The 13,691-nt window shown below is 71.3% G+C and carries 14 protein-coding genes; 3 read left to right on the top strand and 11 right to left on the bottom strand.

From position 1 onward, the window contains the following. Positions 1-8: 8 nt before the first annotated feature. From BBH68_RS15745 to BBH68_RS15730, 4 genes are read right to left on the bottom strand one after another with little or no spacing between them, the layout of a single operon-like run. Positions 9-1,352: an NADH-quinone oxidoreductase subunit D gene (locus tag BBH68_RS15745; RefSeq protein ID WP_065962857.1), complete on the bottom strand. Its 1,344-nt coding sequence runs from the start codon at positions 1,350-1,352 to the stop codon at positions 9-11. Next, a complete protein-coding gene (locus tag BBH68_RS15740) occupies positions 1,352-2,107 on the bottom strand; it encodes an NADH-quinone oxidoreductase subunit C (RefSeq protein ID WP_065962855.1) in 756 nt (251 codons plus the stop codon). Before BBH68_RS15740 ends, BBH68_RS15745 begins: the two co-directional genes overlap by 1 nt. After that, on the bottom strand, positions 2,104-2,658 hold the full coding sequence (locus BBH68_RS15735; protein WP_065962853.1) for a NuoB/complex I 20 kDa subunit family protein: 555 nt from the start codon (positions 2,656-2,658) through the stop codon (positions 2,104-2,106). The genes BBH68_RS15740 and BBH68_RS15735 overlap by 4 nt, the downstream gene beginning before the upstream one ends. Positions 2,659-2,689: 31 nt before the next feature. Beyond that, entirely contained in the window at positions 2,690-3,049 is a 360-nt protein-coding gene (locus BBH68_RS15730) for an NADH-quinone oxidoreductase subunit A (protein ID WP_065962852.1), read from the bottom strand. A gap of 701 nt (positions 3,050-3,750) precedes the next feature. On the opposite strand from BBH68_RS15730, the gene BBH68_RS15725 reads away from it, so the two are divergent. Continuing rightward, complete coding sequence (locus BBH68_RS15725; protein WP_065962850.1) at positions 3,751-4,575, top strand: C40 family peptidase; 825 nt, start codon at positions 3,751-3,753, stop codon at positions 4,573-4,575. Positions 4,576-4,692: 117 nt separating this feature from the next. Here BBH68_RS15725 and BBH68_RS15720 read toward each other — a convergent pair whose 3' ends face one another. Continuing rightward, positions 4,693-5,115: a CBS domain-containing protein gene (locus BBH68_RS15720; protein WP_065962848.1), complete on the bottom strand. Its 423-nt coding sequence runs from the start codon at positions 5,113-5,115 to the stop codon at positions 4,693-4,695. 274 nt (positions 5,116-5,389) lie between these two features. Here BBH68_RS15720 and BBH68_RS15715 point away from each other — a divergent pair, with 274 nt between their 5' ends. Next, positions 5,390-6,175, top strand: a complete 786-nt coding sequence (locus BBH68_RS15715; protein WP_065962847.1) for a VOC family protein — start codon at positions 5,390-5,392, stop codon at positions 6,173-6,175. A 20-nt stretch (positions 6,176-6,195) separates the two neighbouring features. Here the strand turns inward: BBH68_RS15715 and BBH68_RS15710 are convergent, their stop codons facing one another. From BBH68_RS15710 to BBH68_RS15685, 6 genes are all read right to left on the bottom strand, one after another. Then, the gene (locus BBH68_RS15710) at positions 6,196-7,548 is read right to left on the bottom strand and encodes a geranylgeranyl reductase family protein (protein WP_425428816.1); all 1,353 of its coding nucleotides are present in this window, start codon (positions 7,546-7,548) and stop codon (positions 6,196-6,198) included. 141 nt (positions 7,549-7,689) lie between these two features. After that, entirely contained in the window at positions 7,690-8,382 is a 693-nt protein-coding gene (locus BBH68_RS15705; RefSeq protein ID WP_065962844.1) for a demethylmenaquinone methyltransferase, read from the bottom strand. 56 nt (positions 8,383-8,438) lie between these two features. Beyond that, the gene (locus BBH68_RS15700; RefSeq protein WP_065962842.1) at positions 8,439-8,888 is read right to left on the bottom strand and encodes an imidazolonepropionase-like domain-containing protein; all 450 of its coding nucleotides are present in this window, start codon (positions 8,886-8,888) and stop codon (positions 8,439-8,441) included. Between the two features lie 86 nt (positions 8,889-8,974). After that, entirely contained in the window at positions 8,975-10,174 is a 1,200-nt protein-coding gene (mqnC, locus tag BBH68_RS15695; RefSeq protein WP_065962840.1) for a cyclic dehypoxanthinyl futalosine synthase, read from the bottom strand. 125 nt (positions 10,175-10,299) lie between these two features. Then, on the bottom strand, positions 10,300-12,081 hold the full coding sequence (locus BBH68_RS15690) for a serine/threonine-protein kinase (RefSeq protein ID WP_065962839.1): 1,782 nt from the start codon (positions 12,079-12,081) through the stop codon (positions 10,300-10,302). A 68-nt stretch (positions 12,082-12,149) separates the two neighbouring features. Continuing rightward, positions 12,150-13,088 carry a menaquinone biosynthetic enzyme MqnA/MqnD family protein gene (locus BBH68_RS15685; RefSeq protein WP_079151012.1) on the bottom strand — a complete coding sequence of 313 codons (939 nt, stop codon included), beginning with the start codon at positions 13,086-13,088 and terminating at the stop codon, positions 12,150-12,152. Positions 13,089-13,379: 291 nt separating this feature from the next. Here BBH68_RS15685 and BBH68_RS15680 point away from each other — a divergent pair, with 291 nt between their 5' ends. Further along, entirely contained in the window at positions 13,380-13,583 is a 204-nt protein-coding gene (locus tag BBH68_RS15680) for a cold-shock protein (RefSeq protein ID WP_009715975.1), read from the top strand. The last annotated feature ends 108 nt before the right edge of the window (positions 13,584-13,691 follow it).

Raw genomic sequence — 13,691 nt, 5'->3', positions numbered from 1 at the left:
CACGTCTGTCACCGGTCGACGCCTCCCATCACGGGGTCGATGGACGCCACGGCGACGATCACGTCGGCGACCTGGCCGCCCTCGCACATCGCCGCCACGGACTGCAGATTGGTGAAGGACGGGTCGCGGAAGTGCACGCGGTACGGGCGGGTGCCGCCGTCGCTGACCACATGCACGCCCAGCTCGCCCTTGGGCGACTCGACCGCCGTGTACGCCTGTCCGGGCGGGACCCGGAAGCCCTCGGTCACCAGCTTGAAGTGGTGGATCAGGGCCTCCATCGAGGTGCCCATGATCTTCTTGATGTGGTCGAGGGAGTTGCCGAGCCCGTCCGGCCCCAGCGCCAGCTGCGCGGGCCAGGCGATCTTCTTGTCCTCGACCATGACCGGCCCCGGCTCCAGCCGCTCCAGGCACTGCTCGACGATCCGCAGCGACTGGCGCATCTCCTCGAGGCGGATCAGGAAGCGGCCGTAGGCGTCGCAGGTCTCGGCGGTGGGGACCTCGAAGTCGTAGGTCTCGTAGCCGCAGTACGGCTGGGACTTGCGCAGGTCGTGCGGCAGCCCGGTGGCCCGCAGTATCGGGCCGGTGACGCCGAGCGCCATGCAGCCGGCGAGGTCGAGGTAGCCGACGTCCTGCAGCCGGGCCTTGAAGATGGGGTTTCCGGTCGCGAGCTTGTCGTACTCGGGCATGTTCTTGCGCATCTTCTTCAGGAAGTCGCGCACCTGGTCGACCGCGCCGGGCGGCAGGTCCTGGGCGAGTCCGCCGGGCCGGATGTACGCGTGGTTCATCCGCAGGCCGGTGATCAGCTCGAAGATGTCCAGGATCAGCTCGCGGTCGCGGAAGCCGTAGATCATGATGGTGCTCGCGCCGAGCTCCATGCCGCCGGTGGCGATCGCCACCAGGTGGGAGGAGAGCCGGTTGAGCTCCATCAGCATCACGCGGATGACCGAGGCCCGGTCCGGCACCTGGTCCTCGATGCCCAGCAGCTTCTCGACGCCCAGGCAGTAGGCCGCCTCGTTGTAGAAGGGCGTCAGATAGTCCATGCGGGTCACGAACGTGGTGCCCTGCGTCCAGTTCCGGAATTCGAGGTTCTTCTCGATGCCGGTGTGCAGGTACCCGATACCGCAGCGGGCCTCGGTGACCGTCTCGCCGTCGATCTCCAGGATGAGCCGGAGCACGCCGTGGGTGGACGGGTGCTGCGGACCCATGTTGACGATGATCCGCTCGTCGTCGGTGCGGGCCGCGGCCTCCACGACCTCGTCCCAGTCGCCGCCGGTGACGGTGTAGACGGTGCCTTCGGTGGTCTCGCGCGCGGAGGCGGAGCGGGTGGAGTGCGTGGCGTGGGTGGCAGACATCAGCTGTACGACCTCCGCTGGTCCGGAGCCGGGATCTGGGCGCCCTTGTACTCGACGGGGATGCCGCCGAGCGGGTAGTCCTTGCGCTGCGGGAAGCCCTGCCAGTCGTCGGGCATCATGATCCGCGTGAGCGCGGGGTGACCGTCGAAGATCAGGCCGAAGAAGTCGTACGTCTCGCGCTCGTGCCAGTCGTTGGTCGGGTAGACGTCGACGATCGACGGGATGTGCGGGTCGCTGTCGGGGACGCTCACCTCCAGCCGGATCAGCCGGTTGTGGGTGATCGAGCGCAGGTGGTAGACGGCGTGCAGCTCGCGCCCCTTGTCGCCGGGGAAGTGGACGCCGCTGACGCCCGTGCACAGCTCGAAGCGCAGCGCCGGGTCGTCACGCAGCGTCCTGGCCACCCTCGGCAGGTGCTCGCGCGCGATGTGGAAGGTCAGCTCGCCGCGGTCCACGACGGTCTTCTCGATCGCGTTCTCCGGGAGGAGCGACTGCTCCTCGAGCGCGCCCTCGAGTTCGTCGGCGACCTCGTCGAACCAGCCCCCGTACGGCCGGGTGGCCGGGCCGGGCAGCCGGACCGGCCGCACCAGGCCGCCGTAGCCCGAGGTGTCGCCGCCGTTGTTGGCGCCGAACATGCCGCGCTGGACGCGGATGGGCTCGCCCTGGTCGCCTCGCCGGCCGGGGAGGTTCTCGGCGTTCAGCTCCTGGTCCGGGTTCACGCCACTGGCCCCGGGGTTGACCCCATTAGCCTCGCTCACCGAAGCAGCCCCTTCATCTCGATCGTCGGGAGCGCCTTGAGCGCCGCTTCCTCCGCCTCGCGGGCCGCGCGCTCGCGGTTCACGCCGAGCTTCTCCTCGCGGATCTTCTGGTGCAGCTTGAGGATCGCGTCGATGAGCATCTCGGGGCGCGGCGGGCAGCCGGGCAGATAGATGTCGACCGGGACGATGTGATCGACGCCCTGCACGATCGCGTAGTTGTTGAACATGCCGCCCGAGGAGGCGCAGACGCCCATCGAGATGACCCATTTCGGATTCGGCATCTGGTCGTAGACCTGCCGCAGCACCGGGGCCATCTTCTGGCTGACGCGCCCGGCCACGATCATCAGATCGGCCTGGCGGGGCGAGCCGCGGAAGACCTCCATGCCGAAGCGGGCCAGGTCGTAGCGTCCGGCGCCCGTGGTCATCATCTCGATGGCGCAGCAGGCGAGCCCGAAGGTGGCCGGGAAGACGGAGGACTTGCGCGCCAACCCCGCCGCCTGCTCGACGGTGGTCAGCAGAAAGCCGCTCGGAAGCTTGTCTTCGATACCCATGCGACGGTTCTCCTCTCTCCTCGGTCTCTGCTTAGTCCCACTCCAGGCCGCCCCGTCGCCAGACGTACGCGTAGGCGACGAAGACGGTGAGCACGAAGAGGAGCATCTCCACGAGCCCGAACAGCCCCAGGGCGTCGAAGGTGACGGCCCAGGGGTAGAGGAAGACGATCTCGATGTCGAAGACGATGAAGAGCATCGCCGTCAGGTAGTACTTGATGGGGAAGCGCCCACCGCCGGCCGGATGCGGAGTCGGCTCGATGCCGCATTCATAGGCTTCGAGCTTGGCCCGGTTGTAGCGCTTGGGGCCGATGATCGTGGCCATCAGGACCGAGAAGACCGTAAAGCCTGCCCCGAGGGCTCCCAGTACGAGGATGGGCGCGTATGCGTTCACCGTCCTCGCTCCCTTCAGTCGACGGTGACTGTGGCGGACCGCACGGACTCACGGACCGCACTCACGAAGATCGCGCACATGTGAGGCAGTTCACAAGCCCGTTTCGCCTGCATCCTATGCCCGTCGGTATGTGATCTGCGACACGGGGTGCAACAACGTCTTTGTGATCTCCACCACCTGACGAAGGATCATGAAGTCGGATGAGCGGTGATCTTGCACTCGAAGCATCCGATCGATCACGAGAAGTGACATACAGACCCGTCGTCACTGGTGAGCGGCTTGTGCTCCTACCAAGATATGGTACCTACACGCAAATTTGCGATGGACGTCTTCACCTGATATGGGACATCCATTCTCATGAGTGACTCCGACGCGGGCCCCCGCGGAGTCACTCGTTGATCGCTACTACGCGCCTTCGTTCACGAGCCGGACCCGGGGAGTGAGGTATGCCACGCGGCAAAAGGTTGTGGATCTCGATTTGATCAGAGTGCTTGATGCGCGGCCTGGATTGGTGATAGGCCCCGCACCGCCTCGCCGGGACCGCCAAATGCCATGCGTATGCGCATGATCGAAAAATTCGGACACACCGCGGAAGGCTCGGAGCAAGATCAAAAACCCCCACTTCAGGGCATGAGCGCGTCAAGTGTGACGCAGTCCACTTTTCTTGATCCCGGACTACGGCCCCTGATAGCGGTTGGACCATGTCCCAGACCGCACACATACCCAGCCACCGGAAGCCCCGCCGTGCCGCCTCCTCCACGCGTGCACTCCGCGCCGGGGTCACCGGTGGCTTCCTCACCCTCGCGGTCGCCGGTGCCGCGGCGCCCGCCGTCGCCGCCGAGCCGGCCGCCGCCGAGTCCACCCTGGAGATGCCGACCCTCGGCTCCACGCTGGCCAGCACCGCCGCGCAGTCCGCCGACGCCACCCAGCAGGCCGCCGCCGACTACCAGCTCCAGGCGCAGCAGGACCAGGCCGCCGCCGAGGCGAAGGCCTCGGCGAAGAAGGCCAAGGCCGAGGCCGACCGCAAGGCCCGCGAGGCCCAGGAGGCGGCGCGCAAGGCCGCGGCCCGCCGCGCGGCCCAGGAGAAGGCCGAGCGGGCGTCCCGTACCGCCGAGCGCACCACCCTCTCCACCGCGACGGCCAAGGCCACGTCCACCGCGACGAAGGCGACGGGTAATGTCGCGACGCTCATCAGCTTCCTGAAGGCCCAGGTGGGCAAGGCGTACGTGATGGGCTCCAGCGGCCCGTCCTCGTACGACTGCTCCGGCCTGACCCAGGCCGCCTTCAACCAGATCGGCATCAGCCTGCCGCGCGTGTCGCAGGACCAGTCGCTCCAGGGCACCCCCGTGTCGCTGGACAACCTGCAGCCCGGCGACCTCCTCTACTGGGGCGGCCGGGGCAGCGCGTACCACGTCGCCGTCTACATCGGCGGCGGCAACTTCATCGGCGCCCAGAACTCGAGCACCGGCATCGTCGAGCGTCCCCTGAGCTACGACCCGCCGACCGGCGCCGTCCGCCTTCTCTGAGGTCCCTGAGGTCTTCCTTCCCGGACCCATGTGGGGCCGCCGTTCCCGTCGAGCGCGGGTCGGCGGCCTCATTCCGTACCCGGCGTGCTTTCCGTACCCGGGCTGGCTCAGGGCGGGCTAGCTCTGGGCGTAGACCTTCTCCACGAACTCGGCGATCTGGTCGTCGCTGAGGTGGTGGGCCAGATCTGCCTCGCTGATCATGCCGACCAGCCGCTTGTCCTTGTCGATCACCGGAAGCCTGCGGATCTTGTGCTGCTCCATCTCGCGGAGCACATCGCTCACGTCCGCGTCGGCCGGGATCCAGCGCGGCGTGCCCTTGGCCAGATCCCCCGCCCTCGCCCGGGACGGGTCCTTGCCCACGGCGACACAGCCGACCACGATGTCGCGGTCGGTCAGGATGCCGCACAGCCGCTCGTTCTCGTCGGCGATCGGCAGCGCCCCGACGTCCAGCTCCCGCATCAGCTGAGCCGCCCGGTCCAGCGTCTCGTGCGCGGGTATCCACTGCGCGCCCGGGTGCATGATGTCTGCGGCCTTGGTCATGGTGTACCTCCTGACGGCCCACCGGCGGCGCAACCGACCCGCGGGCCCGATCCGGTGTCACCGCGGCCGACGCCACGGCGCCCCTCCTTCATTGTCACCACCGTCGGCGGGCCCACGCGACCGGCGACGTGACCGGCGCCGCGGCCCGGCTTCCCGGCGGCGACCCCCGGTGCCCGGTGCCAGACTGAGAACTGCCGGGGCGGGCGCCGCCGGGAGACAGGGCCGCGGCGGCGCGGGACACGGCCCCGGCGACCCATCCGCCGAAGGAGCGCGCATGCTCACCACCGATTACGTCCCCGGCGCCCCCAACTGGCTCGACCTCGGCACCCCCGACACCGACGCGGCCGCCGCGTTCCACACCAGCCTGTTCGGCTGGACGTCGGAGTCGGCCGGTCCGGAAGCGGGCGGCTACGGCTTCTTCAAGAAGGACCGCAGGACAGTGGCGGCCGTCGGCCCGCTCCACGAGGAGGGCGCGCGCGCCGCCTGGACGCCGTACTTCCACACCCCCGACGCCGACGCCACCGCCGCGCTGGTCACCGAGGCGGGCGGCACGGTGCGCGCCGCGCCGTTCGACGTCTTCGACGAGGGGCGGATGGCCCAGTTCACCGACCCCGGCGGCGCCCGGTTCGCCGTCTGGCAGCCCGGAAAGACGCGGGGCCTCGAAGCGGTCACCGAGGAGGGCACGTTGTGCTGGGTGGAGCTGCACAGCCCCGGCCCGGTCGCCGATCTCGCCTTCTACCACACGGTGTTCGGCTGGGACGCCGAGGAGATGCCGTTCTCCGGCGGGACGTACACCGTGCTCTCGACGGCCGGGCGCGGCCGGGAGGGCTCCTTCGGCGGCGTGGCACCGCTCCAGGGGGACGTCGATGTCCCGCAGTGGCTGCCCTACTTCGAGGTGGCGGACTGCGACCTGGTCGCCGACCGGGCCGAGAAGCTCGGCGGCTCGGTGCTGATGCCCGCCATGACCGCCGAGGACATCGGCCGCATGGCGTGGCTGACCGACCCGTCCGGCGCGCACTTCGCCGTCATCACCAGCGCCAACCCGGCGACGGCCGGGTGACGCCGGCTGACCGGGCCGGACTACGCCTTCGGGGCCACCTTCGCCAGGCCGTTGATGATGCGGTCCATCGCGTCGCCGCCCGTCGGGTCGGTGAGGTTGGCCATCAGCTTCAGCGTGAACCGCATCAGCATCGGATGGGTCAGACCGCGCTGGGCCGCCAGCTTCATGACCGTCGGATTGCTGATCAGCTTCACGAAGGCCCGGCCCAGCGTGTAGTAGCCGCCGTAGGTGTCCTTGATGACCTTCGGGTAGCGCTGGAGGGCCAGTTCGCGACGGGCGGCGGTGCCGCGGGCGTGGGCCTGCACCACGACGTCCGCGGCGAGCCGGCCGGATTCCATCGCGTAGGCGATGCCCTCGCCGTTGAACGGGTTGACCATGCCGCCCGCGTCCCCGACCAGCAACAGGCCCCGGGTGTAGTGCGGCTGCCGGTTGAAGGCCATGGGGAGGGCGGCGCCGCGGATCGGGCCGGTCATGTTCTCCGGGGTGTAGCCCCAGTCCTCCGGCATCGAGGCGCACCACGCCTTGAGCACCTCGCGCCAGTCCAGCTCCTTGAAGGAGGCGGAGGTGTTGAGCACGCCGAGGCCGACGTTGCTCGTGCCGTCGCCCATGCCGAAGATCCAGCCGTAGCCGGGCAGCAGCCGGTCCTCGGGGCCGCGGCGGTCCCACAACTCCAGCCAGGACTCCAGGTAGTCGTCGTCGTGGCGGGGCGAGGCGAAGTACGTCCGCACCGCGACGCCCATCGGCCGGTCCTCGCGGCGGTGCAGCCCCATGGCCAGCGAGAGCCGGGTGGAGTTGCCGTCCGCGGCGACCACCAGCGGGGCGTGGAAGGTGACCGGCGTCTTCTCGACGCCGAGCCTGGCCTCGACGCCGGTGATCCGGCCCGTACGGTCGTCGATGACCGGGGCGCCCACATTGCAGCGCTCGTACAGCCGGGCGCCGGCCTTCTGGGCCTGCCGCGCCAGCTGCTCGTCGAAGTCGTCGCGCTTGCGGACCAGTCCGTAGTCCGGGTACGAGGCCAGCTCCGGCCAGTCGAGCTCCAGCCGCACCCCGCCGCCGATGATCCGCAGGCCGCGGTTGCGCAGCCAGCCGGCCTCCTCGGAGACGTCGATGCCCATGGCGACGAGTTCCTTGGTGGCGCGCGGCGTCAGGCCGTCGCCGCACACCTTCTCGCGCGGGAACGCCGTCTTCTCCAGCAGCAGCACGTCCAGTCCCGCCTTGGCGAGGTAGTACGCCGTGGTGGATCCGGCCGGCCCGGCGCCGACGACGATGACGTCGGCGGTCCGCTCCGTGGGTGCGGTCTCGCTCACGCGGGTCTCCCGAGGGCTCGGTAACGGCGTGCCGGTCACGCCGGGCACTGGACAGGTGCAGTCTATGGGGGTGCTCCGGCCGGTACGGAGGGCCACCCCGGAGCGCGCACGGCTCGGCGCGCACGGCTCGGCGCGCCGGCGCTCGCGTCGCGAACGCCCCGGCGCTCACGGCTCAGCCCCGGCGCTCGCGGCTCGGCGCGGCCGCGTCTACGGCTTGACGCCCCGGTGGAGGGCGGCGATCCCGCCGGTCAGATTCCGCCACGCGACCTTCCTCCAGCCCGCCTGGCCCAGCCGTGCGGCGAGCCGCGGCTGGTCGGGCCAGACGCGGATGGACTCGGCGAGGTAGACGTACGCGTCCGGGTTGCTGCTGACCGCGGTCGCGATCGGCGGCAGCGCGCGCATCAGGTACTCGGTGTACACGGTGCGGAACGGCCGCCAGGTGGGGTGGCTGAACTCACAGACCACGAGGCGGCCACCGGGCCTGGTCACGCGCAGCAGCTCGCGCAGCGCGGCGTCCGGGTCGTGGACGTTGCGCAGCCCGAAGGAGATGGTGACCGCGTCGAAGACCCCGTCCGCGAAGGGCAGCCGGGTTCCGTCGCCCGCCGTGAGCGGCAGTTGCGGATGGCGCCGCTTGCCCTCCCGCAGCATGCCGAGCGAGAAGTCGCACGGGACGACGTACGCGCCGGCGGCGGCGAAGGGCAGCGAGGAGGTGCCCGTACCGGCGGCGAGGTCGAGCACGCGCTCACCCGGGCGCACGTCGAGGGCGCGCGCCACGGCCTTGCGCCACAGCCGGGCCTGTCCGAGGGACAGCACGTCGTTGGTGAGGTCGTAGTTGGCCGCCACGCCGTCGAACATCGTGGCGACTTCCTGCGGCTGCTTGTCCAGGGATGCTCGGGTCACGCCCCCATTGTTCACCCGGCGCCGGCCCGCCCCGCGCGGGACCCCGCCCGCGCCGCTCAGCGGCGGCGGTGCACCAGCCGCCCGGCGAGCACCGTGGCCACGCACGCGCCGTCCGCCTCGAAGGCCGCCAGGTCCGCGCGCCCGCCCTCGGCGAGGGCGGGCGGGCGCGGCCGGTCCAGGACGGCGACGCCGCCCCGCCGCGCGGCCGCGAGCAGATCGGGGTCGGTGAGACGCGCCGCGACGACCGCGGTCGCGCCCAGGCGCAGCAGCGCGTGGATCCGCTCGCGCGGGCTGGGCGCGTCCGGCACCGGCGCGTCGTGGACCAGGCCCGGGCCCAGCGTGCCGGGCCACTGCCGCACACGGGCTCGCGGATACGTGCCGCGCAGCGCGTCCAGCGGCCCGACCGCCGCGATCCGGTCGCCGTCGACCGCGACGGCGGCGTCGTGCAGCGGCGCCGCGTCGTCGGGGGCGAGCCGGACGAGGGGCGCCGCGTGGAGGGTCAGCATCAGGGGGCGCCTTGAAGGGTGTTCAGAGCGGGCTAAAAAAGAGTGAGAAAGCTCGGGAAGGGGCCGGGCGGGTGCTCGGAGGGGCGTCAGGAGGCGTCGATCAGCTTCAGCTCCGGGTGGGCGGTGCCACCCTCCAGCGCCGTCGAGGAGAGGTGGGAGACGACCTGGTCGTCGACCGGGTCGTTGGCCGGGTCGTCGTGCACGACCAGGTGCTCGTACGTGGTCGCGCGCTGCGCGGGCACCCGCCCCGCCGTACGGATGAGATGGAGCAGCTCCATCCGGTTGGACCGGTGCCGGGCGCCCGCCGAGGAGACCACGTTCTCCTCCAGCATCACCGAGCCGAGGTCGTCCGCCCCGTAGTGCAGCGAGAGCTGGCCGGCCTCCTTGCCGACGGTCAGCCAGGAGCCCTGGATGTGGGCCACGTTGTCGAGGAAGAGCCGCGCGATCGCGATCATCCGCAGGTACTCGAAGATGCTCGCCTGCGTCTGCCCCTTCAGGTGGTTGTTCTCGGGCTGGTAGGTGTACGGGATGAAGGCGCGGAAGCCGCCCGTACGGTCCTGCACATCGCGGATCATGCGGATGTGCTCGATCCGCTCGGCGTTCGTCTCCCCGGTGCCCATGAGCATCGTGGAGGTGGACTCGACCCCGAGGTTGTGGGCCGTCTCCATGATCTCCAGCCAGCGCTCGCCCGACTCCTTGAGCGGCGCGATGGCCTTGCGCGGCCGCTCGGGCAGCAGTTCGGCCCCCGCGCCCGCGAAGGAGTCCAGGCCCGCGTCGTGGATCCGGCGGATCGCCTCCTCGACCGACACGCCCGAGATCCGGGCCATGTGCTCGACCTCGGAGGCCCCCAGCGAGTGGATCACCAGCTGCGGGAACTCCTTCTTGATGGCCGAGAAGTGCTTCTCGTAGTACTCGACCCCGAAGTCCGGGTGGTGCCCGCCCTGGAACATGATCTGCGTGCCGCCGAGTTCCACCGTCTCGGCGCAGCGGCGCAGGATGTCGTCCAGGTCGCGGGTCCAGCCCTTGGCGGTGTCCTTGGGCGGGGCGTAGAAGGCGCAGAACTTGCAGGCCGTGACGCAGACGTTGGTGTAGTTGATGTTCCGCTCGATGATGTACGTCGCGATGTGCTCGGTGCCCGCGTAACGGCGGCGCCGGGCGGCGTCGGCGGCGGCGCCGAGCGCGTGCAGCGGGGCGGACCGGTAGAGGTCGAGCGCCTCCTGCGGGGTGATGCGGCCCCCGGCGGCGGCGCGGTCGAGGACGGCTTGAAGCGATGCGTTCTCGGTCACCGGGGCGTCCCTTTCGGCGGGTTGCGGACGGACTGCCCCAGCGTACGCCAGCCCTCGCGGCCTCCCGCCGAGGCCCCGCGGCGGCCCGGGGCGTGCCCTCGGCGGGGTGCCGGGACGGGCGGGGGTCAGCGCACCTTGCGCAGCGTGCCGGCCGGGTTGCCGCCCTCCTCGTCCGCCGCCTTGTAGCGCAGCGAGCCGTCGGAGGTGAGGGTGAACCGTTCCTCGGCCGAGCCGTCGCTGCAGCCCGTCTGCTTCTCGCCCTTCCCGACCCGCGAGTCGAGGACCAGCGACGTCGAGGTGGCCGAGACCAGCTTCCAGCTGCTGTCGCAGCGGAGCACCGCCAGCTCGACCCGGCCGCTGCCGACCTTCTCCCCCGGCCTGCCGTCGCGGATGGTGATGGTCAGCTCGCCTCCGGGCAGGCCGGAGTCGGTGGTCAGATCGCCTTTCCAGGTGCCGAGGAACGCCTTGGGCACGCCCTTGCCGGAGTCCTCGGGCTGGCCGTCGCCGCCGTTGCCGCCGTCCGAGGCGCCCGCGGTGGGCCCGGGGGTGTGGGACGAGGAGCTGGGGGCAGTCGCCGCGTCGTTGGAGCCCTCGTCCCCGCCGCCGCCCGGCAGCACATGGAAGACGACCGCCGCGGTCGTGGCAGCGGCCAGCGCGCCCGCGACGGACAGCACCAGCGTGCAGCTGAGCGCCTTCGGCCGGTCCTTCCGCCCGATGGCGGCGGACACGGCGACGCTGCGGCCCTCCTTCGGCCGGTCGTACGGCCCATCGTCCGGCTGCCGGCCGTCGGGGTGCCGCTCGCCTGGCCGTCGGCCGTCGGGGTGCGGGCCGCCGGGCGGGACGGGTGCTCCGCCGTCGGCCCGGACCGGGCGGCCGTACGACGGGTCCGGCGGCCCGAACGCCCCCAGGGGCGCCGCGGGCACCGACGTGGGCGGGGCGCCCGGAGCCGTCGGCGGCGGGGTCGCGGGCGCGGCCGTCGGCGGGGCCGGGGCCGCGGCGGGCGCCGACGCGTCCAGGTCGAGGAGTTCCACCGCCTGGCGGCTCACCCGCTCGACCAGCGGCCCCGGCAGCCACCCCGGCCGCACCAGGCTCGAGGCGCCCCCGTCCGGGGCGAGGCGGCTCAGGATCCGCTCCGGAGCGGGCCGGGCCGCCGGGTCCTTGGCCAGGCAGGCGGCGACCAGGTCCCGCAGCTCCCCGGTCAGGCCGGGGCCGAACCGGGGCTCCTCATGGACCACCTTGTAGAGCAGCGAGGCCGAGCTGTCGCCCGGGAAGGGCGCCTCGCCCGTCGCTGCGTACGTCAGCACCGCGCCCAGCGAGAAGACATCGGCCGCCCCGCTCACGCCGAGGCCCAGGATCTGCTCGGGCGACATATAGCCGGGCGAGCCGATCGAGGCGCCGGTGGAGGTCAGCGACACCGTGCCCTGCGTGGCGCGCGCTATCCCGAAGTCGATCAGGCGCGGGCCGTCCAGGGCGAGCAGCACGTTCGACGGCTTGACGTCGCGGTGGACCAGCCCCAGCGCGTGCACCGCCGCCAGCGCCTCCGCCAGCCCGGCGCCCAGGGCCCGTACGGACCGCTCGGGCAGCGGCCCCTCGTCGGCGACGGCCTGGCTGAGGGACGGGCCCGCGACATAGCCGGTGGCCACCCACGGGACGCGCGCGTCCGGGTCGGCGTCCAGGACCGGCGCGGTCCACTCCCCGCCGACCCGCCGCGCGGCCTCCACCTCGCGCCGGAACCGGGCCCGGAACTCGTGGTCGAGCGAGAAGTGCGCGTGCACGACCTTGACCGCCACGGTCCGGCCCCCGGCGCTGCGCCCCACGAAGACCCGGCCCATGCCGCCCGAGCCGAGCCGGCCGAGCAGCCGGTAGGCGCCGATGACCTGAGGATCCTCCGCTCCCAGCGGCTCCATCGCGTTGCCTCCCCCTCGCCTCCGCGCCGCTCCAGCTTAGGGTCCGTCGTACAGACCTTGGACCGCCGCTACCCCGCTGCGCCCGGGCCGGAGCCCAGGCCCGCCGGGCGCACCCGTACGTCGGCGGGGTAGCCGGACTCCGGGCCGCCGGTGCGGCGGGCGAACTCGGCGATGCCTTCGAGCTGCCGTTCGCCCAGGCTGAAGTCGAGGGTGGTGAAGTAGCGCTCCAGGACCGGGGCCTCCAGGGCCTCCCAGCGCGCCGCCTGCTCGGCGACCTTGGTGACCTCCACCAGGGACAGATCGCGGGAGTCGAGGAACGCCTGGTGCATCTTGTGGACGATCTCCGGCTCGCGCTCCAGGTACTCGCGGCGCGCCGCCCAGACCGCGAAGACGAACGGCAGCCCGGTCCACTCCTTCCACATCTGCCCCAGGTCGTGCACCTGGAGGCCGAGCTTCGGGGCGTAGTGCAGATTGGCGCGCAGCGCCGCGTCCCCGATGAGCACCGCCGCCTCGGCCTCCTGCATCATCAGGCTGAGGTCGGGCGGGCAGGTGTAGTAGTCGGGGCTGATCCCGTACCGCTCGGCGAGCAGCAGCCGCGCCAGCCGTACGGAGGTGCGCGAGGCGGAGCCGAGGGCGACCCGCGCCCGGTCCAGCTGCTCGAGCGGCAGCTGGGAGACGATCACGCAGGACATGACGGGCCCGTCGCAGCCGACCGCGATGTCGGGCAGGGCCACGAGGTCGTCGGCGTTGCGGAGGAACTCCACGAGGCTGATCGGGCCGATGTCGAGATCGCCGCGGACCAGCTTGTCGTTGAGCGCGTCCGGGGTGTCCTTGGTCAGCTCCAGGTCGAGGAGAGCGCCGCTGGTGGCCAGGCCCCAGTAGAGGGGCAGGCAGTTGAGGTACTGGATGTGGCCCACCCTGGGCCGGGTCCGGCAGTGCGGGTGGGCGCCGCCCGCGGCGGTCGTGGCGGATGTACTCCGGTCGGGGGAACTCGGTGAATTGTCCACATACGGAGGCTAGCCCCGCGTGTCGTCGACGACGGCGGCGGGGGCCCGCTCCGGAGCGGCCGAAAAGTGCCCGACCTGCGGTACTATCCAATCAGCCGGTCCCGGAAACCCCTCGAATTCGTGATCTTCGGCTCCTTCCCCACACACAGAGAGCGTGCTACGCTCACAGCAAGTTGCAGTTTGGTTTCCTTGCAGTACAAAGCCTGCGGAGCATGTGACCGCGGGCTTTTGTAGTTTTCAGACTTCTTGCAGGTTCTGGAGCAGGGCAACCCTTTGGCCCAAGGAGGGCTTATGGCTACCGGAACCGTCAAGTGGTTCAACGCCGAGAAGGGCTTCGGCTTCATCGCCCAGGACGGCGGCGGCCCCGATGTCTTCGTTCACTACTCCGCGATCAACGCGTCTGGTTTCCGCTCCCTGGAGGAGAACCAGGCCGTTACCTTCGACGTGACCCAGGGCCCGAAGGGCCCGCAGGCGGAGAACGTCAGCGCGGTCTGATCAGCAGTACCCAAGGAGCCCCGGCCCCTCGCTTCGGCGGTGGGCGCGGGGCTCCTGCCCTTTGTTTTCCGGCCCCCGGCTTCCGGTATCCGATATCCGGCTTCCGCA

The sequence above is a fragment of the Streptomyces sparsogenes genome (assembly GCF_001704635.1).
GTDB lineage: Bacteria > Actinomycetota > Actinomycetes > Streptomycetales > Streptomycetaceae > Streptomyces > Streptomyces sparsogenes.
This window is presented reverse-complemented; position numbering and strand designations above follow the sequence as displayed.